Origin of the sequence: Legionella bozemanae (genome assembly GCF_900450575.1) — a bacterium.
Lineage (GTDB): Bacteria > Pseudomonadota > Gammaproteobacteria > Legionellales > Legionellaceae > Legionella > Legionella bozemanae.
The window spans coordinates 3,268,461-3,294,040 of sequence record NZ_UGGY01000001.1 but is presented as its reverse complement, the minus strand read 5'-3'; the positions used below and the strand labels follow the sequence as shown (position 1 = coordinate 3,294,040).

The window sequence follows — 25,580 nt, the reverse complement described above, 5'->3', positions numbered from 1 at the left end:
TGCATCACTGCTTCTAATGACTTTAAGGTCAAGTGTAATTTTTATTTATAAAGGATAGAGGAAAATCTTTTATATGACGAATAACATCACTCGTCAATAAAAGAATTCCTTAGAGTATGGAGGAAAGATTATCCCAAAGGGTTTGGAAATTTTTGTAGATAAAGCATCCCCATTTGATATGAGGCATAGTCCGTAATATGGCCTACGTCACGATATATTGGAACTCCATTAATGTCCACTTTACAATTATTTTGTTTACATTGTATTTTTTTAGGGTCGATAAGAATTAATTGCGGGTATTTGCTTTTCATTTTACTAAGTAATTGATTAAACCATTGATCTTCATAATAGGTAAACTCGCATTCATGAGAATTATAAGATGTTCTTAATTTTATATGTTTATAAAAACAATCGTGAAAATTATTTTGCATTAGTGCTGTTGACTGAATTAATACGGGTTTTGCTCCCGAATTGATGATGATTGAAAGCGCTTTATCTAGAGCTTGTGCCAATCGTTCTTGAGTTAAAAGTAAAGAATGCGGATCATCGATGTTATTTATGATGTTTGCTGACAAATAATTAGACCATACCTGACCAATAATTACATAATCATAATGATTATTTTGAATCATTTGATAATATTTTTGGGTAAGTTCATGACAGAGTGAATAGACTTGGTTTTTAAAGTGCCACCAGTCATAAAGATATATGTCAGGCAAGGTGAGGCAGGAAGATATTGTTTGCGATAAAATGGAGACTTTTGCTGCTTGTCCTAACACATCTACAAAACCCCAGTAATGATTGGCAAATGAATCACCGATCATTAATGCGTGTTTACTATCCGATTTTTTTGAGCCAACAAGGCATTGTGTATTGATTTCAGGCTGAGAGTCGGTAACACACAACGCTCTTTTTGGGCTTTTATATTGCTCTAATTGTTGATAAACGGTCAATAGTTCATTATTAAAACGCTGAGGAAATCCCTGATTTTTTTTTATTACATAGTCAGCGAGATGAAAAACGAGAATGGGAGCCAATAACAGAAACGCAAAGGAGTAACGGAATTGTATTTGTTTCCAGCGTCTTGAGGGTTTTTCAATAAAGTGCCAAGAGAGATAAGCTAAAACAAAAGTAAGTCCAAAGACAGCAAATAAAACAAGAGGGGTTTCCACGATGCTTTGGTATCTTAAAATTGTGAAAATAACCCAATGCCAAATGTAAAGCGAATAAGACAACAGTCCTATGAAAACCAACGGCTTACTGGAAAGTAATTGGCTCCAGATGTTTTTGGGAGAACAGCTTCCTATGGCAATGAGAAATCCTGTTGCCATACAAACAATAAATGCATATTGATTAGGATAACCTGTTACAACTGGATTGAAACTGGCAAGATACAACAAGGTTATTAATGCCGAACTACCCATTAGATTTAAGAGATATTTATTGGCTGAAAAAAAAGTCCTTGGAATGAATGCGATGCAGGAACCCATTAAAAATTCAAAAATCCTGCTGGAAAATAAGTAGTAGGTGTGTGAGGGTTGGTTTTTTGCATTGTATAGTGACCCTAGAAAAGCGATACAGGTCAATCCAGCAACAAGTGGAATTAAATATTTATCAGGTGAGAAACGATGCAGGCAATAGATTATACAGGGTAAAAGTAAATAGCACTGCCATTCTATTGAAAGAGACCAGGTATGAAGTAAGGGAATTTGGTGTGTGTCCGGTGAAAAATAACCTGTTGTTGTTTTATCAAAAAACAAGTTGGATAAAAACAAGGATGTTTTGCGCGCACTTCTGCTGTACTGAATTAAATCGTCGGGTAAAAAAAACAACAAAGTTAGAGCTGTTGTTAAAAAGAGCAGGCAAACAAAGACAGGTTGCAAACGCCATAATCTTCGATTATAAAAATCCAAAAAGGAAAAAGAACCAACCTTGAGTGATTCGTGGATGGTGCAAGTAATGAGAAAGCCAGAAATCACAAAAAATACATCAACTCCGATAAATCCCGCGGGAAAAAAGGAGAATTCTCCGTGATAAATTAAAATCAATATAATCGCTATGGCTCTAAGTCCATCAATATCAGGACGATATTCCATTCACTCTCGAATAAAAAGTTGAATCCTAACATCTTGGTTAACGTTTATCTATGCGGAATCAAAATTTACGTATGTTTTCATCTTTCAGGTTATTGAGCATATCTACAGCTTGACCCCATATTTCAATGGTTGATGAACTTTCATCTTGAGTGGACCTATTTAAGGTATCGATATAACGAATCGAATCCTCGAGTTTTTTTTCGCGTAACTGTTTTCGTATCGCATGCATAATGATAGAGGCTTCTTTAGTTGATTTTGCTTTAATGATATAACCTAATCCTTTGCCAATAGGTTCGATTTTGGAAATAAGATTGACATCGAATTGACAGTTTTCTGCCAGTTCATAGCAAAAATTGAAATTATCTTCCGAATCAGATGCTTTGGTGAAAAATTCATATTTATTAAGAAACTCTGATGAAGGTGATGTCCAAATAAAACTTAAAATATATCCCAGAATGCTTTCTCTTAAAAAATGATTCCTGTGCTTTTTCATTAAAATATCAGCACTCGGAAGACCTTTTTTTAATAATGTGAAATGCAGTTTCTGCTTTACTCTATTAAACTCTACTCCCAGATCAATAATATTTTTATTTTTAATTTGTACTGCAATATGATTGTACAGCGACGTAAGCACTATTAATTTGCCTGCATCAAAATTTTTATCCGGTAAGTCTCCTTTGATTATTATGGAATTTGGAAGTTTTGCGTTGGTTGAAATACATTTTTCTTGGTTATCGCTTTTGCTTTTTTGATGCAAGGTGACGTTTGGTGAATTTTTGTTATTTGTAATATGTTTGAGAATATGATCAATATGAAAAAGACATTCTTCCAAGAATTCAGTTTTTTCCCGTAGGGTTTTAAGGATCATCATAATCCTCCACTATCCATGTGTCTTCTCTATGCATTGTCAAAATCCCAATTTTATTTGGACAATTTTGATACTATTATAGTATATAATCCAAGTTCTTTTGATAAAGGGGTTTAAAAATGTTTCATAGATTAGAATTCTTATATCCTAATTTTATGAGGAAATGATGCATACGTTACGCGTTTTTTTCGCAATTATCTTTCCCAAGGCAACCCAGGTTTGTCTAGCCAGAAGTTTAAAAACGCTACAAAACACCATACTGTCAGATTACATTCGCTGGGTTCATGTAGAAAAAATGCATATTACCTTGCAATTTTTAGGAAATTTACCGCAGGAACAGTTAATTCTTTTGATTGAAAATGTACAAGTCGCCATAAAAAATATACTGTCATTTCAACTTCAATTCGGTCATTTGGAATGGTTTCCAACCTTGCGCCATCCTAAAATCCTTTCACTGTCCGTTCTACCGCAAGCGGATTTGGCGATGCTGTCCAAAGTAATAGGGCATACTGCGGTTGATTTAAATATTCCTGTTGAAACTCGCATCTTTCGAGGACACTTGACTATGGGGCGATTAGTTCGCCACAGGATACCCCATGAATTATTGGAAACAATAAAGGTGCAGGTTATTCCTCCAATCATGGTTAATAAGATCCATCTCATAGAAAGTAGATCTGAAAAAGATGGCCAAAATTACTATCCATTAGCAGAATTCAAATTAGCAAAGATATAATTGGGTGATGCGAAGATTCTGATACCTAGCCATAAACACGTAATAAATAGTCTATGACAGCACGTAAACCCATGGCTTCACCGCCTTCAGGTTTTCCGGGTTTACTTTGTTCACTCCATGCCATAATGTCAAAATGTACCCACGGAGTTGACTTGTTAATGTATCGCTGGAGAAATAATGCCGCAATAATAGCTCCGCCATAGGGATAATCACTGCAATTTGTCATATCAGCAATAGTTGAGCGCAGAAACTTTTCATAAGGTGCAAATAACGGCAAACGCCAAACTGGATCAACGGTTTTATAAGATGAGTCGATTATTTCCGCTGCTAAAGATTCATCATTTGCAAAAAATGCCGACATTTCAGTCCCTACAGAGACGCGCGCCGCGGAGGACAAGGTGGCAAAATCAATCAGGAGATCAGGTTCTTCCTCACATGCTTTTACTAAAGCATCAGCCAAAATCAAACGTCCTTCGGCATCAGTATTATCGATTTCTACAGTAAAACCATTACGCATAATTAAAATATCACCAGGTTTAAAGGCATTGGGACCAATCGCATTTTCTACAGCAGGAATAAGTAAATGTAAACGAATAGGTAAGTTTCGCCTCATAATCCATTGGGCAATGCCTATTACATGGGCTGCACCCCCCATGTCTTTTTTCATTATTCGCATGCCATAAGGTGATTTAATATTCAGACCTCCTGTATCAAAACAAACCCCTTTTCCTACCAGAGTGACACGAGGATTTGTTTCATCACCCCAGGTTAAAGAGAGCAAACGTGGCTCTGATTTGGCTGCACGACCAACGGCATGAATGGCAGGAAAATTAGCATGTAACAACTCATCACCAACCCATTGCTTAAATTGTGCATGATGTTCTTCAGCTAATTTGGCCACTGTATCTGCCATTTCTTTAGGTCCCATCTCACTGGCTGGTTGATTGATAAGATCACGCACTAAAAAATGAGCTTGGGTTAAATGAATTAAATCAGCGAACATGTGTTGCTCGATTACTAAGAGTCGGGGGGGTATGCGATCTTTTTTGTATTTTTCAAAACGGTATTGTGCCAATGCCCAAAATAAGACAGCCTCTTGGGAACAGGGATCTTGCAGCTTGTAGCTGTTTGCTGGTAATAATAAAGCTGCATGGGCCATTGCTAATGCCTGATTTTCATCGCCAGTGCCTACGTAAGCTTTCTCTAATAAACCGTCCGTATTATAAAGCAAGCAATGCTCGCCAATTTTTCCATTAAATTGAGCATGCATGAAATAATTACGTTCAATAGGAGTTAACATAGAACTTTGCTTCTCCCATTGTTTTTGGGAGATTAGGTAAAGCGGGACAGGATGTGGGCTATCTACCGTATAAAAAAGTTCAGCGTGCATGTTATTTCCGGTTTAAAAGTGTACGGTTTTTATCATTGATAATTAATTATTTATTCTGGTTTATTTTTTGTCAAAATAAATGACTGAAGTTGCGAGGAAATTTTTGTATAAAGAATCTATTTGCTGCATAAAGCACAGCAAATAGACAAAAAATGCGTGACAGGGTAAATACTTCGAACAGCATGATAAAAATCAAAAGGCCTATCTTCTGCGTTTTATGACCGAGTGCTCCTCATAAATTATAAAATTTCAGTCAAGTGGGCACACTCTGTCATCCCCCTGCTTGCGCAGGGATGACAGGATATGGGGAACATTCAGGCTTTATGTGCAGAATCCGGCATCTTGACTGCAGCGGAGAAACCCGATCTCATTTGAGACCCCAATATCGCTGCGTTGCAAGAACTATAATATATCATTGAGCAGGAGCGTTTCTTTTTAAATTTTGATAAATCCCAACCAGCTCTGCTTCACCGATAACATGTCCCGTCATTGCATTCAAAACGATATCTCGAATCGTGCCATCCCCAAGGTTTAATACGGTATCCAGGGCATACAGTTTAAAATGATAACTATGAGCAATTCCAACGGGGGGACAAGGTCCTCGATATCCTAAGCCGCCCCAACTGTTTTGTGCATTTGCAGCTCCTGGTGGGATTGGAGCTCCCGCCCCTAATTCGGTTACTTTTGGCGGTATATTAAATACAATCCAATGCGTCCAGACCCCATTCGGCGAATCTGGATCATCGACAACCAGCGCAAGTGACTGAGTATTGGGTGGGATATTGTACCAAGCTAAAGGGGGGGATTGATCTACTCCGTTACATGTAAATTCGTCCGGAATCATGGAATTCATTTTAAAAGCTGGACTTTCTATAGTGAGCTTATTCGCAAAAGCATTGTAGTGAAACAAAGAAATCATCAAGAACAAAAATAGAGGACATTTTTTCATTATTTTTACCTCAGCTCGTCTCATTTTAAAAATTGGATAATCAAAGTATGGTTGAAATCATCCAGATAAGAAAACAAATAATATTTTAGTATTTTTTTATCCGCAATGATGCATTTCCATTCTTTATAAATAAAAATTCAGATGAAAATTTTTAATGTTGCTATATAATTCCCGCCCCTAAGTTGTGCCTCTAATTTTGTCATCAAAACTAATTATTTGGCATATCGGTTTAAATTCGTAGGAATCCCATGTTTTGCAGTGGCTGTCTTTTAAGGGAAATTATAAATGCAACAAAAAAATGATCAATTTGAATACAATCCCAGAGATGATGTAAGTATTAACACCACACTTCAAGATTTAAAAGACGATGAAGTAATAATTAAGATTCCGGCTTCTCTTGAAAAGCAGAGCAATTTAGAGGGGGCTTCATTAGAAAATAGCGAGGTAGTCCCTTTTGTAGATGATGAAGAAGTTGAAGGTGACGATTATTTTGGATTTTGGAGGACTTTTAAAGAGTTAAGTTCCCTATCCCTTCCTATGGCCCTTTCGTTTACTTTCAGTTTCGAGATTTTTTTAATTGTTGTATTGCTTAATTCACTTAGTGAAAATGAAGACGAAGTTGCTTCAGCAACATTAATTTCCACAATGATAAATACATTTTTAGTCATTGGAATGGCTCCTTTATTTTCTATGAGTGTGATTGCAAGCAATAAAATTGGTGAATTAACCGAGGATGAAACAAACGGTGAAACAAATGAAATAGTTTTACAAGAGAAACGTGAATACATTGCCGGCATAAATCGCAATGGCCTTTTTTTATCTGCATTAGTTACCCCTCCTGTCATGATGGGATTGATCTTTTCCAAACCTTTATTAACCACTCTTTTTGGTCAAAGTGAGCATGTTGCAGAAATTACTCAGAGTTTTTTGCGTATTTATTCGCCTGCAGTAGCAGCAGTGATGACACGAATCTCTTCAGAGCAAATGATGTTTAGCTTCGGGCATGCGAAACCGGCAATGCTTCTGGGATTGGCAAGTCTTGCAGTAGGAACAGGAATTGGTGCATGGTTGGGATTTGGTGGTTTAGGAGTACCCAAATTAGGAGGCACGGGAATTGCCATAGGTTATGTAATTGAAGCGTATCTAACCTCTTTATCCTATGCGCTTTACTTAGCAAAGCATAAAGATTTTAGTCAGTACGAATTCTTCAATATTTTTAAGAGGTTTTCCGGTCAGTTCAAGCAATTTATCGAGCTTTTGCAAATAGGCAGTTCAATTACACTTTCAGTGGCAAGCGAAATGGCAATGTCTCTGTCAGTAAGTATTTTATCGGGTATGCTTGGCACAAAGGAGCAAGCCGCAATCACTTATTTAAATCAATATATATTCTTTAATTTTTTAATGTTAGCCGGATTTGGCCAAAGTAATTCACAAGAACTTAATCGCTTGATTGGAGCTAAAAAATATGAAAATGCAAGTCGAATGGGGAAATATGGATTATTAACTACACTGATTTACACTACTCCTGTCCCTTTATTTTTTGCAGTTATGCCGGGGGTATTGATTATTGGAAAGGCACCAAGCCAAGTAAAAGAAATTCTTAAATATTTGGCCCCTATTATGTCAACTGGAGTCATACTGGATTCCGCACGTTATAATCTATTACAACAATTGAGAGTTTTGAAGGATCTCAAAGGTTCGACTATTATTTCAGTTTCAGCGTTATCTTTGGGAATAACAGGATCAGCGCTTCTTGGGCTTAAAACCAAGTTAGGAATTTATGGTGTGGCAGCAGGCTATACGGGAGGAGTGATTATTGCAATTCCAGGATTAGTCTACCGGTGGCACAATCGCATTCGTGCGGAAAAAATTAAGGAAATAACGGAAGAACCTCCTCAGATGCTTACCTCTTCTGCACATTCTCCTGATGGTTTTTTTAGTCGCATTCTCAAGATAAAAAACAAAGGGGAAAAAGAGAGTTTGTTGGAACATAAAGGTCAAACCTATAATACAACAGAAAACGGATTCGCAGTTTAAATCTGAAAATAATGATAGGGATATAAAATGACAAGTGAATGTATTATCGATTTAATTGCAGCAAAAAAAGAAAAATCGTTTATTGTTTTTGAAGACGAGAATTTCATTTCTTTTTTGGATTCTCGTCCTCTTTTTCCAGGTCATACCTTATTGGCTCCTAAAGTGCATATTAAAACACTTTATGATGTGCCTGATTCAATGGTATTGCCTCTTTTTTTACTCACGCAAAGGATAGGGAAAGCTGTTGAAAAAGCAATGGAAGCTGCAGGAAGTTTTGTTGCAATGAATAATACAATTAGTCAAAGCATTCCTCATCTTCATATCCATATTGTTCCTAGGAATAAACAAGATGGGCTCAAAGGTTTTTTTTGGCCGCGTACTCATTATAAAGATGAAGAACACATGCGTGAAGTGCAAGAAAAAATCAGACACCAGTTGGATAAATAAATCCATTCTTGCTTTACAAGATCAATAGTATATTATTGATATCAATCCCAAAACTGTTTTCGGTTCTGTGCTTTCATAAGATTAGGGATAACCATGCATTTTCTCTCAATAATAATACTAGGATGGCTTATCATGACTTCTAATTTATCAGCAGCAGATACTCAGCATCATGACAATGCATATGATTATTCGTTCCACACCTTACGTGGACATGAGCCGTTGCCTCTGTCTTCCTTTCAGGGAAAAGTTTTAATGGTAGTCAATACGGCTTCAAAATGTGGTTTTACTCCGCAGTATGCTCGTTTGGAAAAACTTTATGAAAAATATAAAGATCGCGGTTTAGTCATACTTGGCGTCCCCTCAAATGATTTCGGGAGCCAGGAGCCAGGAACTGAACAAGAAATTGCAAATTTTTGCCAGGTCAATTACGGAGTTACTTTTCCCATGGCTGCTAAAGAAGTAGTTTCAGGAAAAAATGCCCATCCATTTTATTTATGGGCTAGAAAGGAATTAGGATTTGGCACAGCACCAAAATGGAATTTTCATAAGTACCTTATCAATCGAAAAGGCGAGCTTATTGACTATTTCTACTCAACGACATCCCCTGAAGCAGGGAGGCTAGTTAAAGTGGTTGAACAAGCACTTGACGAAAAAGCGTAGTTAAAAGAAAAGGATAAGAAATGTAGCCTGGGTGCAGCGTAGCGGAACCCGGGATTAAAATGCGATTATATTCCTGGGTTCCGCTACGCTGCACCCAGGCTACATATTGACAGCTAGGCAGTATCATACCCCCCGGCAACAGCGTTATATACTTGCACAATACTATCGAGTAATTGCGCTTTTTCCTGGATTAAACTCAACTTGCTTCGATCCCGATTTATTTTGGCATTGATGACATTGCGATAATCTTTTGCTCCAGCTTTATATTGAGCTAATGCAATATCATATGCTTTTTGTGCTGCCAAATACGCTTTTTGAGTTTGTACATACGCTAAGTTATTTTTCTGCTCATTTGTAAGCGAGTCATCTACATCTGCGAATACAGAATGAAGGGTTTCCAGATAGTCATAATAGATTGCTTTGAATCCGGCTTTAGCAGATTTGATATTTTGATAGGAGCTGGCATTGAAAATTTTTGTCGAACCTGCGGCTTGCGCAACCCAAATATTAGTACTTAATTTTAAAAGATTAGTTAAATCAACAGAAGCTCCTCCAACCAACCCAGTCAAGTCAATCGTGGGGAAAAAAGCTGAATAAGCTACGCCAATTTGTGCTTGAGCCATTTTCAGATTATTTAAGGCAACCATGATGTCAGGACGATTTTTTAAAACCGATGAAGGTAACGATTTAGGAATGAGATGATTTAAGTTTAATGAAAGTAAGGTACGATGCGTAGCAATGGGTCCAGGATTTTGATTCAATAAGAGGTGAATGGTATTTTCACTTTGCGCAATGACACTTTCAATTTGGGGAATCCTTGCTTCTTCTTCAGCAATTTGTTGATCTACATTGGTGATTATAGCAATATCATTGGCACCTTTTTGGAATCGAACACGTTCGAGTTGACGTAGTTTCCGCAAGTCGCTCGCTAGGGATTTTTCTACTGCCAATTGTTCTCGTTGGCTTAAAAGCATAAAGTAGGCCCCGCTCATTTGACTAATAATCCCTAATTTTATTGACTGAGTTTGTGCCTCCTCTATGGCTAAAGAAGCTTTGGCTGCTTTAACATTGTTAATATTATTTAAGACGTTCAATGTGTATCCCGGAACAAATCCAGCATAATATCCTCTAAACTTCGGATTGGAAAAGTTTGAAAAGAAAGGATTATTCGCCAATTGTCCTCTTGGAGAAATATGAGTATTCCAAGTGCCGCCTGTAAAGCCGGTAGCAGTTGCATCAAGAGTTGGGATCCAGGCATATTGAGCCGCTTTAAGTTGTGCTTGTGCTTGCTCAATTGTTGCATAGGAGCTCCTAATCGAATCATTACATGCTAGAGCCTGAGAAATAAGCCCGTTAAGCTGCGGATCCTTCAGTTTTTTCCACCATGCGACGCGACTTAAATCGGCTTTATTGTTGATGTATTTAACTCCACTGCGCGTACTTTTAGGATAATTTACTTTTTCATGAATAATACAGTTTTTGCAACATCCTCCAAGCAATATGGCAAATAGGTTAAGCAAGATAATTTTCAGTTTCATGATTTGGCCATTTAAAATAAAGTTATTAGGTCTTATTGACGAATTATCAGTAGATCCTAGTCGAGCTTTGTTCTAAATATTTTTCCTGTCAAAATAATCAAAATAAAGGCAATCAATAAAATAGGTAAAATATTAGGAACAATTTGGCTAAATGTATTGCCCTTCAGTAATATTCCACGTGCAATCCGGGTAAAATAGGTCATTGGCAGGCAATATCCCAAGAACTGCGCCCAAGTAGGCATCCCATAGAAAGAAAAAATATAACCTGATAAAAACATTGAAGGTAATTGAAAAAAGACACTAAGTTGCATTGCTTGCATAGGTAAACGTGCGATTGTAGAAAAAATCATGCCTACCATTAAATTAGCAATAAGAAACGGGGCTACGGCGATATAAAGCAACAAAATACTTCCTTCAGTAGGAATATGAATTAAAACCTTACCAAAAATTAAAATACTTGTAAGTTGCAAATAACCTAAAACAATGTAGGGGATTACTTTACCAAGAATGATTTCTAAAGGTTTTAATGGAGTACTTAACAGCATTTCCATTGTGCCGGTTTCTTTTTCAGAAGTGATGGCAGTCGAGGTCAGCATCACTAAAGTGAGAGTAAGTAATACTCCAATTAAACCAGGAACGATATTATAAGAACTTATATTCGATTCATTATAAAGTCTGTGGGTGGTGAGGTCGACGCTTCTTTTTGAATGCGTTGTGGATGAGAAACCTAAACCTTGTTTATTAAACCTATCCAGAGTTTGATTCAGGATGGGCAGAGCATTGCTGAGCGCACTCGCACTGCTTCCCGGATCTGAGCCATCGATTTCAACCAGTAATTGGGGGTTCTCATTACGAATATATTTACGGGTAAAATTTGGAGGGATGGTGAAAGCAAAGCTGATTTTTCCATTTGCGAAATCTTCATTCTTCTTATTTTCATCAAATCCTTCATGAATGACTTTAAAATATCCTGAAGCTTCAAGTGAGCTGACATAGCTTCGGGTTAATGGCGAATTATCATAACTAATAATGGTAGTGGGCAGATGTTTCGGATCGAATTCAATGGCAAAGCCAAAAAGGATCAGTAACATGATTGGTAAGATAACGAGCATCGCGATTGTGCCGCGATCACGGCTGACAAGAATAAATTCTTTACGTATTAAACCACCAAGACGAGCTAAAGATATTCCCTGTGATAGATTTTTATAGTTCATCGCATTAATCCGATAAAAACCTCTTCAAAAGAAGGAGTGACTTCTTTACTTGAACGATCACTGTTTTCTTGAATCACTTTTTTTAGTAATTGCTCATCGCGTGATGAAATGCGCAATTCATTATTTACAATTGAAGCCAATAATTTGGGATGTGCATCATGTATTTTTTCCATTAATGAATTTTGCTCTTTTCTATCGACTTCCAATAGATACGCTTTGACTTTTGATTGAGGAATTAAATCTTTTGTGCTGCCTGTATACAATAATTTCCCTAGATTAATATATGCTAAATCAGTGCACTTCTCAGCTTCATCCATATAATGGGTCGTCACTAAAATTGTGGTGCCATCGCGAGAGGATATTTTATGTAAATAATCCCAAAATTCTTTACGTGCCTTGGGATCAACACCTGCAGTTGGTTCATCCAAGAATAATAATTGCGGTTTATGAAGTAAACTACATGCCAGGGCCAAGCGCTGTTTCCATCCTCCTGATAAATTGCCTGCTTGTATTTTTTGATAGTCCTCTAAGCCAAGATCTTTGATGATGTTTTTTATTGCTTGAGCTGGATTTTTTACCTGAAAAATATCAGCAGTAAAGCGCAGATTTTCATAAGCAGTTAATCCCGTATAAAAACTGAATTTCTGGGGCATATAGCCTATATGTTTTTTGATTTCATCACTTTGAGTTTTAATGTCGTATCCAAGGCAATTTCCCTCACCATCGGTGGGAGTTAAAAGGCCGCAAATCATGCGAATGGTAGTCGTTTTACCGCTTCCGTTCGAACCAAGAAAGCCAAATATGGAGCCTTTTTCTACTTGTAGGCTAATATGATCCACAGCGACTTTTTCATCAAATTTTTTTGTTAGTTTTTTAACATCAATTGCAAAATCACTCATCAGCTAATTCCAATGTGACAGGTAGTCCAAGATGAGTTTTTTCTAAATCAGGAGAATCAATTTTTGCTTCGACTCGGAATACAAGACGTTGACGTTCCTCACGGGAATAAATGATAGGAGGAGTAAATTCAGCAATATTTGAAATATAGAAAATATGCCCCGTAGCAAAATTCTCATTTTTATCTGTCTTAATCTTAACGTGTTCATTAAGGCGCAGTTTAGAAAGTTCTACCTCGGGAACAAAAAATACCGCTTTAATATTATTTCTGGTAATCAATGAAAGAACAGGGGAGCCTGCTTGGACAAACTCACCTGGTTTATGATACGTATCAAATATAATTCCCCGGTCTGGTGCAAAATTTTCTTTGCGGGTTACCTGCCATTTTTTATCGCTTGTTTCAATCTGATTGTTGTGGATTTTAACATCGACGTCAGTAAGTTGATCTTTGGAAATCTTTAAATCTCTTTGTGCCGCATCCAGATCACTTTGGCTTGCTGCATTTTGTTGTCGCATTCCCTGGACACGACGATAATTGATTTCATTGTAGTTGAGTTGGGTCAAAATTTGTTGGCGCTGAGCAAGCAGATTTTGTTTGCTTAGCTCACTCATTCGTACATTATAAAGTTCACTGGTTTGTTCGAGTTTAAATAAGAATTGCTCGCTTTTGACTGACTGTCCCCGTAATACGGCGAGATCAGCCAGGCGTCCACCAAAATCCGAAGACAAATAGACGAGATCGGCATCAACATATCCACTAAAAGACCTATTTTCTTTTTCGCAGGCTGCGAGCAGTAAAATAGTCAACCAAACGATCACCAACTTATACATTTCAAACCCATCCTGAGCTTTATTATTTTACTGTGGAAGAACAGCAGATATGCAATTGAAGCAATTAAGCTATGTATATTAAGCTCAAGAACCCTGTGTGTCAAAAGAGTTATTAGACTTCTATTCAATGATGCATTCTTAATGAGAAGAGTATTTTTCCTATACAATTTTAAAGATACTATTTGATCTTATTCGAGTAAGATGTTAAACAACAATCCGATATCAACCCCTGTTTTAAAAACAAAGGAGTATCTAATGAATTTTAAGTCGTTCTTTTGTGTCACAATTGCAGCATCCTCTTTATTGGCTCAATCTGTTTTTGCTGAGCAAAAAACAGTTACTTATAAAAATGAAAGAGGATCAATTTTAGAACTCGATATTTTGCCAGATAATAAAGTTGAGGGCTATTTCACCACTGCTGTTGCCTCCAAAACGTGTCCACAAGCCATAAATCAAAAAAGACCGATTACCGGTTATATGGTAGGAAATGCACTATCTTTTAGCGTAGTTTATCCAATGTGTGAGTCTGTATTGAGTATTAGTGGGCATTTTGATAAAAATCAACAAGCGATTGATACCATTTCCATACTCAATAAGCAGGCAAGCGACATTGCTCATGAAGGACCAGGAGCTCGTTTTATTGGTCATGATTCCTATAAAAAAATGGGATAAATCATAGAATAGCCTGGGCCATAGTATGCATTTGTTCAGGCTTTGCATGAAAATTTAATCAAGACATTCTTCTTCGCTTTAAAATAGGTTATGACAGCTTCTAAACTTTCTCTTCTGTTTGGCGAAGAAGTTTCCATATGCTTTTGAGCATGTTACATCACAAGCATATTCATTTGCGAATCAGGACGAACCACCTATAATTTATCAAAACAAATAAACTTAGTATGTCAATGAAATAGTATATGAAAATACATTGATGACTTTGCAGAAAAATAGAGGACGAAAATCGGAGAATGAGTTCATGTTATATAATATAAATTTTCTTCGATTGTACGCGATAATTTTTTTAGTTATCTACGAGAGGCATTATTTTTTTAGTTTATGTTACAAAAAAGGCGCGGGTATTACTACAGAGTTTGTTCCTTTTTACTTTAATTCAGAATGTTTCTATTGGGCTTTTTTCACAATATGCGCCACCTATTTGATTTTATTTTTTGTTACTGAATTGGGAAGATATCTTTCTGCCCTCATTTTAAGAAAAAAACATCTTGGTTTTGTAGTCAATATCACAATTGTTATCGTGACTTCCTACTTATTGTATCTCTTGAAATTATTTACTCTTGTTACGTAGCGATAAATAAAAAGTAAAAAACTACGCCAGCTTGACACTGCGAAATATACTCTGTAACTCGAGAACGACCTTTTCTTTGGTTTGAGTGACTCCTATTACTAATAGAGTTTGGGCAATGTAATAGAGCAACATAATTAAAACAGTGATGGGTTTATTGTGCGATAGAATAAATAAGTCTAATGACAAAACAAAGTCAGAAAGTAAAAAAAGGCAGGCTCCGGTTCGCAGCAATAGCGATTGCTGTTTGACTTGAAAGGAACAAAATACCATTAAGGTCAGCAGGCATAAATAAACTGCTACCGGTATTTTCATTTCTCCCAGATAGGGGGATAAAAAGTAAAAGCTTATGAGCACAAATAATAAGATGGGTAAAAAGGCAAACAAATTCTTTCTTTGCAATTGCAGGCTCTTTAAAAATAAACTGATATAGCTGCAATGTGTCGCCATAAACGCCAAGATCCCTACGTGCACTGCCATTTTTATGGGAAGAGTCAAAAAAACATCGCCAATAAGTGAAAATCCTAAGGCAAGCAATAATAGGGGTTTTATGTGCTTTCCTGGATTGACTTGCAAGACAAAGAGCATTAGCAAAGCAATGGGAATAGGTTTGAGTAACGTGGTCAAAGGATACTGAATAAAGGAAAGTAACAAAAGATAAAGTATCATGCTGAGCAAAACGAATGGCATGGTTATTTTGAATGGCTGTCCTGGCATTAGAATTTCCTGATTATTCAACGATCTTAATAATTCCGAGTATACACTTTCTTTATTATTTTCCTTTAAATTTTTGTCTATTTAGGAAAATTATGGTTTAATAACGCTCTTTTTGTATTTTTTGTTGTCTAGTTATGAAAAAAATAATCTTGCTTCTACTTATTACTTCCCTCTTCTCAGTAGGGCATGCCAGTAAACTCAGTAAATTTTTGAAACAAATGGATGAAGAAGATAGAGCACGTCAGGAACGAGAGTGGCAGCAGGATATGAATTTTGGTGATTTTTCATTCCGTTTAGACAGACGATATACTGATGATCATGGACAACGTTGTCGAGATTATAAGTTTAGATCGCGCAGTAATCCTTTTCGCCATGGATATTATACTGTCTGTGATGAACGCTAGGCTCGCACCTGAATCCATAGGATGAAACGCTGAAAGAAATCTCCAGTCTTTTTCTATGTATCGCGCTTCATGCCTGTACGATCCCCACAAAATTCAAAGAAAGACTGTAGTGGGGGTCTGTGTTGTGGCATTTAGCTCAGAGAGTAGAGGTAATAAATTTTGAAACTGTTTTACTTTGAGAGAGATTCCTTTTTTGAGAGCTTCGCGCCCTAAATAGACCAGGGATAAAATGTTGGTGAATTTTGAAGAGTGAGCCTGAAAGGAAGATGCATATCCTTTACGCTTGGTAAAAATGCCAGCAAGCCAACAAGCAAAAGTAGAGATAGCAGCAATAAGCAGTAATATGCTCATTCTTTGAGGAGAACGAGAAAGACTTTCTTTCAATCCAAACCCATAACGAGTACATTTTGTATCACGAAAATTTTCTTCTATTTGCATGCGTTGCCGATAAATATTCACAGCGTATTCAGCGGTGTTTGTTGAGGTCAATGAAGTGACCAATAACCAAGGCTCATGATGAGCTCTAGTATATCGTTTACTCATTGCATCACGCCTACCTTTCTTGTATTGATTCACTCTATGACGACCTTTAGAGAGGCCTTTATAGAGTATAAAGTGAGCAGGGATTTGTTCTTTCTCTGTAAGAAGGCCCTGCCCCAAGTAGTTAGGTTTGGCTGTGGCTTGTTCATAATAGATATGACTTAATTGCCAAGTTGCTGTAGCCTCTAAATATATCGCATTCTTATGGCGTAATCGGCCTAAAAAATCCCAATCAAGCGCTCGAACATAGGAAAACCAAGGCGCTCTAAATCCCGCATCGGTAACAATAATAGGTTGTACAGAGCTCGGTAAAATAGCTTTTAGATTATTTAAAAATTCTTTATGAGTTTGATGGTTATTTTGTTTTTTCTGTGGATGACATTCTTCGTAAATCACAATCGAGCGTCCTTGCATCGACAAGGAGGCTCTCAATAAATAGAGTTTAGTCTGCGAACATATACAGCTCCAATCAACATGAATCCAGGGGCGTCTTTGTGCTGCTAGTAGATAATGACTCATTGTCCTATAAAATTCAATCGCTTCTTTTTGTAATCGCGTATTCCCTAATAAGCGGTCTATCCTTTTTATATTGCTGCGAGTCTTAACTTTAGTATGAGGCAAATGACGGCCAAGCGATGTCAGCGTTAATTTATTTACCTTAATTAACGTCGATGAAGCCATGATTAAATTGTGTAAGCGTGATTTATGAATAAAAGGTAATTCTTTTGCTAATGTTTTGTGTAATAATTGCATCAGGTGCATGACGTCGATCTCTTATTGTTGTGGAACTCTATTGGATCATAATCCGTCATGCACTTTCAATACCATTATTCCTATATTTCAATGCCTTAAACCAAATTTTTTTGTCTATCTCTCAGGCTTCATGCACGGTATGTAGGATAGCAAAGCGTATTCCTTACAAATTCTATTTTATGAATTGAAATGGAGAAATCCATTCCATATTCTACAATAACATCATATAGACCAAAATCTTGCTACAGCAATGCGACTCAATTTTAAGGATGCATTATGAGTAAGTCTATAATGATGTTTTTCCTGTTGGTATTTACTGCCTGTAATTATGCCAATATTGCCAATGATATTTTATTGAGCAGAACATCAGCGCAGAAAACACAAATACTAAGCGGTATTATCAATGCTGCAGGTGGAGCCTGTGCCCCTATTGAATCTTTTTATCAAGGAGTCGATCGCAATGATGCAGCATATTGGAATATCTTATGCGCAAATGGCCAGTCCTACGTGATTCAAATAGCAAATGATGCGGAAGGCACAACAACAATAATTCAATGCAGCGCCATGAAATCTTTAGGAGCCCAATGCTTTAAACGATTTGGCTATTAAATTGGGCACAAAATTCTCGCTCTCGGTATCAAATTGATTAATGGATAAATATTAATGGAGTTGCATGCGCGCTGACTGTATACTCAATTAAAAAAGGAATTAATTATTTTGTTTGAATCGAGAAGAAGGATTTTTTATGGAGCAAACAATAGAACATCGTGTTATTCATTTAATTGCAAGAACGCAGGAAATTGCGCCTGAAGAGATTGATTTGGATCAATCCATTGATCAAGTTGTTCCTAGTTCTCTGGATTTAGTTAATTTTTTCTTCGATTTGGAAGATGAATTTGATCTTGATATTCGTAATGATATAGGTAAGGAAAGAACAATCCGTGAAATTGCAATTGATATTAAAGAGTTAATCGCGAAAAAAAATTAAGCATCAACGCTCCTGCACACTTTAACCTGCCAAGCGGCTTCTATTCCTTACTTTTTTAAAAAGAGTACTCATGACCTCATAAAAGGTATAATTAAGTTATTCAACTAAGCACCATGTTGCATATTTCTTTATTGTTATTATGTAAAATAGAATTTAGAATGCCTTTTCATTTTTATTATGAGTGATCAAAATGGCATCAGTATTAGAGACTGTATTAGAGACTATCGGAATAAAAAAACAATCCACTTATACACCTATTCCTCAATTGGGTATCAACAGTGAATTAAATAAATTGCAATTGGAATCGCAAACGTATTTTACTATTGGTGGCGCTGCTCGGGCAGATGATAATACACTTGCCATTACAGCGAAACAGCATTTCCTAACAACCAATGCAGATCACACTGAATTTTTAAAACAATGTACTGAGCTGGTTAAAAAAAAATCAATGCAACTAAAAAGCATTGATCAAAAAATTATAGGAAGTGTGGTTTTTGGAGTCACAGCAACTGCTTTGTCTTTTCTTCCGGTAATCGGTTATATAGGTTGGCTAGGTTGGGCAGCCGCAGCATACTTTATCAATCAACGTGCTACTGCATATGCTGAGTATCATGAAGCATTAACGCTTTTAGTAGGTGCATGTAATTGGAGCCTTGGTGAAGGTCCTGATGAACGTCGGGACAAGGTTATCCGTAATTTAACAGAGAACAAGGCAATACGTGAGATGATGGCGGTACTTTATCCTGTTCTTACAGAAACTCAAGTAAGGCACTTGATTGCAAATGATATCGAAGAGGTATTTACTCAAGAGTTACACGAATACGAAAAAAGATTTCAAGTAGGTTTCAAGCCAGATGGATTTTTCTCTAAAAAAGACGATACGATTGCACTAAGTAAAAAGGGTGCCGAATTCAGCCGCTGCATTTATGGTTTCAATAAGGGTGGAGTTATGGATTTTCTTGATGCCATTGTATCCATCCTTCCTGATTTATATCGAGCAGCAGTACATGGTTGTCATCAACTGAAACATTGGTGGCAGGGAAAAACGCATGCGCAAGACTCGGAAGCAGAATCCCATGAACAGGAACACAAAGCTACTATTAAATAATACAGATACCCATTGCAAGCCCTGATATTTTTAATTAGGGCTTTAGTGTGGACATTGTTACTCGATCCTAGAACATCATTTTTTCATTCGAAAGGTACTGATTTTCGAATAAAGAATTTTCTCAAACATACTGCATTTATATTAGAATTGTTTTTTTATGCTATAGTTTTTTAAGGTAATTTTATAAGGAAGTTTTGCTGAATGCACAAGGAATACCAAGGGGTTGTTACACGATTTCTTAGGCAAGAGGAACGACTCATTTTATCTGAAGAAAAGGAAATGCCACGAGTTATTGAGGCGGAAGGCTCCACAGATGTTGCGTTTTTACAACAATTTCTTGCATCTAATTCCAAGCAGATTATTGAGGATATGGCCCATTATGGAGCGGTCCTTTTAAGAGGTTTTAATATCAGTACGGATGAGCAATTCGAAAAAATTATCTTGAGCATTCCAGAGTTTCGCGGGATCAGTGAAGCCTTTATGTCTGAAAATGGTCGAGTTCACGTGGATAATCTCCAGTTTGTTTTACATACTAATTCCGTTTATAAAACTGGGGGAACACTTTATCTTGGTGGATTTCATACCGAAAATTATTATTCTGCTGATGTCCCGAGTTATCTTTGTTTTTGTTGTTTTCAGCCCTCAGAATTAGGTGGTGAAACAGGTCTAATTAATACGCAAAAAATCTACGCTCATTTGCAAGATGAACTGAAGCAAAAATTAGAAAAGAATGCTTTTTTTGTTTGTAAATGGTCTGTAGCCGAGATCGCAGAACGATATCAAATTCCTCAGGATGCAGTAAAAAAAATATGTAAGAAATTCAATTTGCTGCTTGCAGGCGAGGAAGAGGAACAGTTTGTTTATATGTATAAGCCCAGTGTTTGGGAACACCCTTTTACTAAAGAAAAAGCATTGCAAATCAATATGCTTGAGCTACCTACGCTTAACTATGAGCTAAGAAAGTGCTTTATGAAAGACTATAAAGGAACGAGTTGGTTTTGGCATCGTTTTTTTTTGGAAATTGCCAACTTCCATTTTTAATTCAATAGAATCACTCGCAATTATTTTTATTTCTTTTTTTAATTCACCAAAGAACTCATATAAAATTTTACGCACAAAATTTTCCAATTTTAAAGCGAGCAGAAAAAGTACCTCCTCTTCCGCACATATGGTGAAAGTAGGCAGTTGTTTTAATGATAAAGAAGTTAAAGAGCTTGCTCAGCTCATGCGACACTATTATTCATCCTGTTTGTGGAAAAAAGGGGATATATTGCTCATTGATAATAAAAAAGTAATGCATGCGGGGATGCCAGGAATGGGGCCTCGATTGATTCGAGCTATGATTTGTAATCCTCTTGATGTGCACTGTTCTGCTGAATCAGGTTTTTTAGTGGCTAAAGAGCGAATGAGCGATACCATTGGCGCTTATATGGCTAGAGGCTTTTAGCAAAAAATGGATGTTGTCACTCCTGCGAAGATAGAAATCCATTCATGATTGAGCATAATGCCAGTATAAAAATGGATCCGCCTGCTCGGGGGATGACAAGTAAAATGAAACACTAAATATTCTTAGCTTGACGACCATGAGCGAGCACAAAAACCTCATCATAAAGCGAGAACAGCACGTGCGAGCTCTGCCCCCAGACGTGCATTATTTTTAATTAAAGCGATATTGGCAAGCAAACTTTTGCCTTGGGTCAGTTGGGCTACTTCGGCCAAGAGAAAAGGCGTTAATGCTTTTCCTGAAATATTATTTTGCTCCGCTTTTTGTATGGCATTCATGATTACTGGTTCAATCACTTCAAGCGGAATGTTAAATTCCGCAGGAATTGGATTGGTAATTAAGGCTCCTGAAGACATGCCGATATCCCAATGAGCTGTTACTATTTTAGCAAGGGTGGGTACGTCTTCTACCCAAGTTGATAACGAATACTGAGTCGAGTCAGTATAAAATGCAGGTAATACTTGCGTGCGATAACCAATAACAGGGACGCTCATTGTTTCTAAAAACTCTAAGGTACGGGGGAGGTCAAGGATGGCTTTTGCACCAGCACAAATAACTGCAATCGGTGTTCTTGAGATTTCAATTAAATCAGCAGAAATATCCTGAGCATCCCCTCGATGGACACCGCCAATTCCTCCTGTAGCGAATAATTTAATACCTGCTTTAGCAGCACAAAATAAGGTTGCAGCAACCGTGGTTCCAGCAGAATACTTGTTGGCTACTATAAAAGGCAAATCGCGTCGGCTTGCTTTTAAAACCTCTTTATTGCATGCAAATTGATGTAATTCATTTTCTGTTATACCGATCTTTATTTTTCCATCAATCACGGCAATTGTAGCTGGAGTGACATCGTATTCTCGAACAATATGTTCCACTGCCTGGGCTGTTTCATAATTATCAGGATAAGGCATGCCATGGGAAATAATCGTGGACTCTAACGCCAACACAGGTTTTTTATTTTCAAGAGCTGATTGTACTTCTGGAGAATAATCAAAAAATTGCTTCATCATCTGTTTCTCTTATTTTAATAAGCTGAATATTTTTTAGTGCTTCATAATGAATTTGTTTATTGACCGTATGACACGATTGCAGGGTTAAAGCAGCCATTGCAGCGCCGGTTTGACATGCATCAATGATTGGTTTTTCTTGTTTTAATTCATAAAGAATTCCAGCAATAAAAGCATCCCCTGCCCCGCTAACATCAATAATTGGCTCGCTAAGCAGTGCAGGGAAATGTTTTTGAATGGTTTCATTAACAATCACATAGCCGAATTTGCCCAAACTGATAATGCAATTTCTAACTCCTTTATCCAATAACACGTGACCTGCCTTGATGCAATCGGATACTGAATGAATCCGAATATGAGTCAATGCCTCTGCTTCAAAACGATCGGGTTTCAGTAGAAAAATATGTTCCAAACTCGCTGGAAGTTTTTTTGCTTTGACTACAGAAACAGGATCAATACATAGCTTAATATTTTGACTGCGTGCTATTTGAATCGCATATTCGATTATTTCTTGGGACAAATTAGTGTCCAGAAAAACAATTTCTTCATTACTCCATTCACTCCAAGATTGAGTGAACTGCGCGAAAGGAACATGATCAAAAATTTCCATGTCTGCTAAAGCAAGAAATAACTCCCCTTCATTATCAAGAATAACATCATAATGAGCAGTAGATTTGTCATGAAGTGTAAGAATATTTTGGATTTGGACATCCATGCTTTTCAAATTGGCTATTGCCTGTAATCCATAATTGTCCTGCCCAACCACACTGTAGAAATGCACATTATTCGTCAGCAAGGCAAGATTAAGCGCTACATTATGAGCAACGCCGCCAAAGGTATACGTGGAGGACACGGGATTGGAAGTTCCCAATTGCAATTGATGAATCGATGTTAGTTTTCGATCAACGGTTATCCCACCGATGCAAATTACTTTTCTATTCATTAATAGATTAATAAATAATTTAAGTAATGCATCATAGCATGGATCTAAAAATTAAAATAAATCAAAAATAGCTTATATTATAAGGTTATTGTTGTATTCCCATAATTACCAAACTCCAGACATCCATGAACCATGCAAGCCGTGGGGAATTCGGCGAGGCATCTTAATGCGAGCAATAGGATCATTCTCGAAATTTTGGGCATCTAATAAAACGAGCTCGCTTTGGTTTGAACGCTTATCGTATACAAATAACAGTAAATAACCGTCATCTTCTGATTTATGGGTTGCGGCTGGTGCAAAAACCGCCTCTCCTATTTCTGCATGAGGGCCAAAATCATAAATCCATGAGCGCTGATTCATTACATCATATTTTATTAGCGCATTAAAGGCTTGCTTGGCATTAAGATCAGCCGTTTTTGTCGGTGTATAAATAAATTGATGGGATAGACTGTTTTGCTCTTCCCTAATACGAGGAAATTCTACCAGCCGCTCATCTAATACAGCATGTTTCATCATTCCTGTTTCCAGATTAAGAACAGTTCGATTTAGTCTAGGAGGGACAGATTGCTTCTCTTCCTGTGTTAAAAGAACAATTTTTTCATGCCTAACGTAGTCAATAACAATTTCATGGTTTTGCTCATAAGCATTAGCAAAATGAAATACAAAAAACGCTTCGGTGTGAAACCATTTTATTTGTCCCCCTGAACGCGGCATAACACCGATACGTACACCGAGCTCAGGTCGCCAACTCAAAACAGCTCCGCCAGACATTATCTGTTGTATATCAAAGAGCACAGGACAGTCAAAAACAAGAACGTAATTCTTTGTTAAAATAAAATCATGAATCATAGAACAATAGGGTTTTTCAATATCCCATTTTTGCATAGTTCTTCCATGTTTATCCAATCGATAAAACGTTAAATAGGGTGGAATTAAAGCGTAATTGACAAACCACAACTCGCCATTTAGTGGATCTAATCGAGTATGAGCACAAACTTCTATGGCGTGTTGGTCTTGATAAGGCTTCCATTCACCAAGGGTATCCAACTGTGATGTCATGCGATATGCTGGTGCCGATTCACTGAGCGCCAGATAAATATCGTGGTAACGAATAATATGAATAAATGCGCCATTTTTTATGGCAATGGGCTCATCTTCAGGGCCTGCCCACTTAGGATCCATTGGTGCCGGGTGCAAAACGCCGCCATAGAGTGCTTTTCCCGCTTTTCGCTCTTTAAGTAACCCTTTGGTTTCAACAAATCGATTCCTGTACGCTGCTTTACCATTTGCAATATAAACAGCATGAATCATGCCGTCGCCATCGTATGGATAAGTATAGGAAATAGGCGGGAATTCCGGATTTGGGCCATTACGCATATAGATTCCCATTAAATCCTTAGGGATTTCACCTATTACTTCTAATTGATTCACGTTCAATTCATCGTGAACTGGAGCATAGTTTCCTGATAAATAAGGATTATTGGAATTATTCATGTGCTATTCTTTTCTGAAGTCGTTTTTAATATATAGCATAATCTATTGCTTGTGAGAAAAGCAGTTTATCAAATATAACTAAGGATAAATCATGGGACAATTAGTTGATGGTCAATGGTATGATGTTTGGTATGATACTTCTAAAACAGGAGGGGCATTCAAACGAGAACCTACACAATTTCACTCGGCAATTAGTAATGAGCCCAACACGCGTTTTCCTGCTGAAAAGGGCCGTTACCATTTGTATGTATCACTTGCTTGTCCGTGGGCGCATCGTACTTTAATCTTCAGAAAACTCAAAAAATTAGATGATTATATCGATGTCTCTATTGTGCACCCTCATATGCTTGAGTATGGTTGGGAATTTAAAAAAGGGATGGGAGCTACTGGAGATTCCCTTTATGAATTGCACTATTTATATGAGCTTTATATTAAAGCAGACAATAAATACAGTGGTAGAGTCACTGTACCTGTTCTGTGGGATAAAAAAGAAAAAACGATTGTTAATAATGAATCAGCAGAAATTATTCAACAGTTTAATCAGGCATTTAACCATTTAACAGGAGATAACCAAGATTTTTATCCAGAACCGCTGCGTGCAGAAATTGATGCGTTGAATGAGCGAATTTATAATGCTATTAATAATGGGGTTTATCGCTGTGGCTTTGCGACAACTCAGCAAGCCTATGAAGAGGCGTATATCCAATTATTTCTTTTGCTTTATGAACTGGATGTGCGCTTACGCCACCAAAAATATTTATTCGGGGAACAATTAACTGAGGCTGACTGGCGCTTATTTACGACGTTAATTCGTTTTGATGCCGTATATTACAGTCATTTCAAAACAAACCAGCAGCGAATAAGTGATTATAAGGGGCTACAACCTTATTTAGTACGGTTGTATCACCATCCAGGGATAAGTGAAACTGTAAACTTTTTACACATCAAACAACATTATTATTTTAGTCATAAGACCATAAACCCAACACAAATCGTACCTTTAGGACCAAAACTGAACTTTGATCAAAGTCCATCTAAGAGCTCATAGTGTAAGCTAAGCTGCTGGCAGCTGAATCTTATACACATCTCAGAAAAGCCAGCCAATTTTATACTGGCGCCCCGCCTTCATTACTTGTTCGCGGGGGTGTCCGCGAGGTATAGG

General features: G+C 37.1%; 25 protein-coding genes. 12 read left to right on the top strand and 13 right to left on the bottom strand.

Annotated features, from left to right (window positions below; all coding sequences use genetic code 11):
* Positions 1–128: 128 nt before the first annotated feature.
* Both DY223_RS14645 and DY223_RS14640 read right to left on the bottom strand, forming a co-directional pair.
* Positions 129–2,096 carry an acyltransferase family protein gene (locus DY223_RS14645; RefSeq protein ID WP_058458472.1) on the bottom strand — a complete coding sequence of 656 codons (1,968 nt, stop codon included), beginning with the start codon at positions 2,094–2,096 and terminating at the stop codon, positions 129–131.
* Positions 2,097–2,154: 58 nt separating this feature from the next.
* On the bottom strand, positions 2,155–2,967 hold the full coding sequence (locus DY223_RS14640) for a hypothetical protein (protein ID WP_235810471.1): 813 nt from the start codon (positions 2,965–2,967) through the stop codon (positions 2,155–2,157).
* Positions 2,968–3,127: 160 nt separating this feature from the next.
* Here DY223_RS14640 and thpR point away from each other — a divergent pair, with 160 nt between their 5' ends.
* Positions 3,128–3,697: an RNA 2',3'-cyclic phosphodiesterase gene (thpR, locus tag DY223_RS14635; RefSeq protein WP_235810472.1), complete on the top strand. Its 570-nt coding sequence runs from the start codon at positions 3,128–3,130 to the stop codon at positions 3,695–3,697.
* 25 nt (positions 3,698–3,722) lie between these two features.
* Here thpR and DY223_RS14630 read toward each other — a convergent pair whose 3' ends face one another.
* Together DY223_RS14630 and DY223_RS14625 are read right to left on the bottom strand one after the other, a co-directional pair.
* Positions 3,723–5,087, bottom strand: a complete 1,365-nt coding sequence (locus DY223_RS14630; protein WP_058458475.1) for a leucyl aminopeptidase family protein — start codon at positions 5,085–5,087, stop codon at positions 3,723–3,725.
* 412 nt (positions 5,088–5,499) lie between these two features.
* The gene (locus tag DY223_RS14625) at positions 5,500–6,036 is read right to left on the bottom strand and encodes a YbhB/YbcL family Raf kinase inhibitor-like protein (RefSeq protein WP_058458476.1); all 537 of its coding nucleotides are present in this window, start codon (positions 6,034–6,036) and stop codon (positions 5,500–5,502) included.
* A 285-nt stretch (positions 6,037–6,321) separates the two neighbouring features.
* Between DY223_RS14625 and DY223_RS14620 the strand changes: the two genes are divergently transcribed.
* The 3 genes from DY223_RS14620 (at position 6,322) to DY223_RS14610 (ending at position 9,180) form a co-directional block, all read left to right on the top strand.
* On the top strand, positions 6,322–8,073 hold the full coding sequence (locus DY223_RS14620; RefSeq protein ID WP_058458477.1) for an MATE family efflux transporter: 1,752 nt from the start codon (positions 6,322–6,324) through the stop codon (positions 8,071–8,073).
* Between the two features lie 27 nt (positions 8,074–8,100).
* Positions 8,101–8,520: an HIT family protein gene (locus tag DY223_RS14615; RefSeq protein ID WP_058458478.1), complete on the top strand. Its 420-nt coding sequence runs from the start codon at positions 8,101–8,103 to the stop codon at positions 8,518–8,520.
* 132 nt (positions 8,521–8,652) lie between these two features.
* Entirely contained in the window at positions 8,653–9,180 is a 528-nt protein-coding gene (locus tag DY223_RS14610; protein ID WP_058458479.1) for a glutathione peroxidase, read from the top strand.
* Positions 9,181–9,293: 113 nt separating this feature from the next.
* Here DY223_RS14610 and DY223_RS14605 read toward each other — a convergent pair whose 3' ends face one another.
* The 4 genes from DY223_RS14605 to DY223_RS14590 are packed head-to-tail and all read right to left on the bottom strand — an operon-like array spanning position 9,294 to position 13,660.
* The gene (locus DY223_RS14605; protein ID WP_174223919.1) at positions 9,294–10,718 is read right to left on the bottom strand and encodes a TolC family protein; all 1,425 of its coding nucleotides are present in this window, start codon (positions 10,716–10,718) and stop codon (positions 9,294–9,296) included.
* A gap of 56 nt (positions 10,719–10,774) precedes the next feature.
* The gene (locus tag DY223_RS14600) at positions 10,775–11,932 is read right to left on the bottom strand and encodes an ABC transporter permease (protein WP_058458481.1); all 1,158 of its coding nucleotides are present in this window, start codon (positions 11,930–11,932) and stop codon (positions 10,775–10,777) included.
* Positions 11,929–12,831, bottom strand: coding sequence for an ABC transporter ATP-binding protein (locus DY223_RS14595; RefSeq protein ID WP_058458482.1), 903 nt, complete (start codon positions 12,829–12,831; stop codon positions 11,929–11,931). The genes DY223_RS14600 and DY223_RS14595 overlap by 4 nt, the downstream gene beginning before the upstream one ends.
* Positions 12,824–13,660 (bottom strand): HlyD family secretion protein, encoded by an 837-nt coding sequence (locus DY223_RS14590; protein WP_058458483.1) that lies wholly within the window; start codon positions 13,658–13,660, stop codon positions 12,824–12,826. The genes DY223_RS14595 and DY223_RS14590 overlap by 8 nt, the downstream gene beginning before the upstream one ends.
* Positions 13,661–13,915: 255 nt before the next feature.
* Here DY223_RS14590 and DY223_RS14585 point away from each other — a divergent pair, with 255 nt between their 5' ends.
* The gene (locus tag DY223_RS14585; RefSeq protein ID WP_082642404.1) at positions 13,916–14,332 is read left to right on the top strand and encodes an avidin/streptavidin family protein; all 417 of its coding nucleotides are present in this window, start codon (positions 13,916–13,918) and stop codon (positions 14,330–14,332) included.
* Positions 14,333–14,984: 652 nt separating this feature from the next.
* Here the strand turns inward: DY223_RS14585 and DY223_RS14575 are convergent.
* Complete coding sequence (locus DY223_RS14575; protein ID WP_058458485.1) at positions 14,985–15,677, bottom strand: lysoplasmalogenase; 693 nt, start codon at positions 15,675–15,677, stop codon at positions 14,985–14,987.
* A gap of 134 nt (positions 15,678–15,811) precedes the next feature.
* On the opposite strand from DY223_RS14575, the gene DY223_RS14570 reads away from it, so the two are divergent.
* Positions 15,812–16,081: a hypothetical protein gene (locus DY223_RS14570; RefSeq protein ID WP_058458486.1), complete on the top strand. Its 270-nt coding sequence runs from the start codon at positions 15,812–15,814 to the stop codon at positions 16,079–16,081.
* A 93-nt stretch (positions 16,082–16,174) separates the two neighbouring features.
* On the opposite strand, the gene DY223_RS14565 is transcribed toward DY223_RS14570, so the two are convergent.
* Entirely contained in the window at positions 16,175–17,374 is a 1,200-nt protein-coding gene (locus tag DY223_RS14565; RefSeq protein ID WP_160116288.1) for an IS4 family transposase, read from the bottom strand.
* A 276-nt stretch (positions 17,375–17,650) separates the two neighbouring features.
* Between DY223_RS14565 and DY223_RS14560 the strand changes: the two genes are divergently transcribed.
* The 5 genes from DY223_RS14560 to DY223_RS19540 all read left to right on the top strand — a co-directional run bounded on the left by DY223_RS14560 (position 17,651) and on the right by DY223_RS19540 (position 20,917).
* The gene (locus DY223_RS14560) at positions 17,651–17,983 is read left to right on the top strand and encodes a hypothetical protein (protein WP_058458591.1); all 333 of its coding nucleotides are present in this window, start codon (positions 17,651–17,653) and stop codon (positions 17,981–17,983) included.
* 136 nt (positions 17,984–18,119) lie between these two features.
* On the top strand, positions 18,120–18,362 hold the full coding sequence (locus DY223_RS14555) for an acyl carrier protein (protein ID WP_058458590.1): 243 nt from the start codon (positions 18,120–18,122) through the stop codon (positions 18,360–18,362).
* 190 nt (positions 18,363–18,552) lie between these two features.
* The gene (locus DY223_RS14550; RefSeq protein ID WP_058458589.1) at positions 18,553–19,470 is read left to right on the top strand and encodes a hypothetical protein; all 918 of its coding nucleotides are present in this window, start codon (positions 18,553–18,555) and stop codon (positions 19,468–19,470) included.
* Positions 19,471–19,671: 201 nt separating this feature from the next.
* On the top strand, positions 19,672–20,511 hold the full coding sequence (locus DY223_RS14545) for a TauD/TfdA family dioxygenase (RefSeq protein ID WP_235810475.1): 840 nt from the start codon (positions 19,672–19,674) through the stop codon (positions 20,509–20,511).
* A gap of 127 nt (positions 20,512–20,638) precedes the next feature.
* Entirely contained in the window at positions 20,639–20,917 is a 279-nt protein-coding gene (locus tag DY223_RS19540; RefSeq protein ID WP_244944212.1) for a TauD/TfdA family dioxygenase, read from the top strand.
* Between the two features lie 158 nt (positions 20,918–21,075).
* Here DY223_RS19540 and DY223_RS14540 read toward each other — a convergent pair whose 3' ends face one another.
* The 3 genes from DY223_RS14540 to DY223_RS14530 all read right to left on the bottom strand — a co-directional run bounded on the left by DY223_RS14540 (position 21,076) and on the right by DY223_RS14530 (position 24,418).
* Positions 21,076–21,984: a pseudouridine-5'-phosphate glycosidase gene (locus DY223_RS14540; protein WP_276330987.1), complete on the bottom strand. Its 909-nt coding sequence runs from the start codon at positions 21,982–21,984 to the stop codon at positions 21,076–21,078.
* Positions 21,965–22,924 carry a carbohydrate kinase family protein gene (locus DY223_RS14535; protein ID WP_058458588.1) on the bottom strand — a complete coding sequence of 320 codons (960 nt, stop codon included), beginning with the start codon at positions 22,922–22,924 and terminating at the stop codon, positions 21,965–21,967. The genes DY223_RS14540 and DY223_RS14535 overlap by 20 nt, the downstream gene beginning before the upstream one ends.
* Before the next feature lie 105 nt (positions 22,925–23,029).
* Positions 23,030–24,418 (bottom strand): carotenoid oxygenase family protein, encoded by a 1,389-nt coding sequence (locus tag DY223_RS14530; protein WP_058458587.1) that lies wholly within the window; start codon positions 24,416–24,418, stop codon positions 23,030–23,032.
* Positions 24,419–24,509: 91 nt separating this feature from the next.
* Here DY223_RS14530 and DY223_RS14525 point away from each other — a divergent pair, with 91 nt between their 5' ends.
* On the top strand, positions 24,510–25,466 hold the full coding sequence (locus DY223_RS14525; RefSeq protein ID WP_058458586.1) for a glutathione S-transferase family protein: 957 nt from the start codon (positions 24,510–24,512) through the stop codon (positions 25,464–25,466).
* Positions 25,467–25,580 lie beyond the last annotated feature (114 nt).

Bases quoted from the DNA above. Each gene is read 5' to 3' on its own strand.
- thpR (WP_235810472.1), top strand. From the start codon at position 3,128: ATGATGCATACGTTACGCGTTTTTTTCGCAATTATCTTTCCCAAGGCA.
- DY223_RS14575 (WP_058458485.1), bottom strand. From the start codon at position 15,677: ATGCCAGGACAGCCATTCAAAATAACCATGCCATTCGTTTTGCTCAGC.
- DY223_RS14525 (WP_058458586.1), top strand. From the start codon at position 24,510: ATGGGACAATTAGTTGATGGTCAATGGTATGATGTTTGGTATGATACT.
- DY223_RS14555 (WP_058458590.1), top strand. From the start codon at position 18,120: ATGGAGCAAACAATAGAACATCGTGTTATTCATTTAATTGCAAGAACG.
- DY223_RS14550 (WP_058458589.1), top strand. From the start codon at position 18,553: ATGGCATCAGTATTAGAGACTGTATTAGAGACTATCGGAATAAAAAAA.
- DY223_RS14605 (WP_174223919.1), bottom strand. From the start codon at position 10,718: ATGAAACTGAAAATTATCTTGCTTAACCTATTTGCCATATTGCTTGGA.
- DY223_RS14565 (WP_160116288.1), bottom strand. From the start codon at position 17,374: ATGCAATTATTACACAAAACATTAGCAAAAGAATTACCTTTTATTCAT.
- DY223_RS14585 (WP_082642404.1), top strand. From the start codon at position 13,916: ATGAATTTTAAGTCGTTCTTTTGTGTCACAATTGCAGCATCCTCTTTA.
- DY223_RS14590 (WP_058458483.1), bottom strand. From the start codon at position 13,660: ATGTATAAGTTGGTGATCGTTTGGTTGACTATTTTACTGCTCGCAGCC.
- DY223_RS14620 (WP_058458477.1), top strand. From the start codon at position 6,322: ATGCAACAAAAAAATGATCAATTTGAATACAATCCCAGAGATGATGTA.
- DY223_RS14595 (WP_058458482.1), bottom strand. From the start codon at position 12,831: ATGAGTGATTTTGCAATTGATGTTAAAAAACTAACAAAAAAATTTGAT.
- DY223_RS14615 (WP_058458478.1), top strand. From the start codon at position 8,101: ATGACAAGTGAATGTATTATCGATTTAATTGCAGCAAAAAAAGAAAAA.
- DY223_RS14610 (WP_058458479.1), top strand. From the start codon at position 8,653: ATGACTTCTAATTTATCAGCAGCAGATACTCAGCATCATGACAATGCA.
- DY223_RS14530 (WP_058458587.1), bottom strand. From the start codon at position 24,418: ATGAATAATTCCAATAATCCTTATTTATCAGGAAACTATGCTCCAGTT.
- DY223_RS19540 (WP_244944212.1), top strand. From the start codon at position 20,639: ATGGTGAAAGTAGGCAGTTGTTTTAATGATAAAGAAGTTAAAGAGCTT.
- DY223_RS14535 (WP_058458588.1), bottom strand. From the start codon at position 22,924: ATGAATAGAAAAGTAATTTGCATCGGTGGGATAACCGTTGATCGAAAA.
- DY223_RS14645 (WP_058458472.1), bottom strand. From the start codon at position 2,096: ATGGAATATCGTCCTGATATTGATGGACTTAGAGCCATAGCGATTATA.
- DY223_RS14545 (WP_235810475.1), top strand. From the start codon at position 19,672: ATGCACAAGGAATACCAAGGGGTTGTTACACGATTTCTTAGGCAAGAG.
- DY223_RS14640 (WP_235810471.1), bottom strand. From the start codon at position 2,967: ATGATGATCCTTAAAACCCTACGGGAAAAAACTGAATTCTTGGAAGAA.
- DY223_RS14625 (WP_058458476.1), bottom strand. From the start codon at position 6,036: ATGAAAAAATGTCCTCTATTTTTGTTCTTGATGATTTCTTTGTTTCAC.
- DY223_RS14600 (WP_058458481.1), bottom strand. From the start codon at position 11,932: ATGAACTATAAAAATCTATCACAGGGAATATCTTTAGCTCGTCTTGGT.
- DY223_RS14570 (WP_058458486.1), top strand. From the start codon at position 15,812: ATGAAAAAAATAATCTTGCTTCTACTTATTACTTCCCTCTTCTCAGTA.
- DY223_RS14560 (WP_058458591.1), top strand. From the start codon at position 17,651: ATGAGTAAGTCTATAATGATGTTTTTCCTGTTGGTATTTACTGCCTGT.
- DY223_RS14630 (WP_058458475.1), bottom strand. From the start codon at position 5,087: ATGCACGCTGAACTTTTTTATACGGTAGATAGCCCACATCCTGTCCCG.
- DY223_RS14540 (WP_276330987.1), bottom strand. From the start codon at position 21,984: ATGATGAAGCAATTTTTTGATTATTCTCCAGAAGTACAATCAGCTCTT.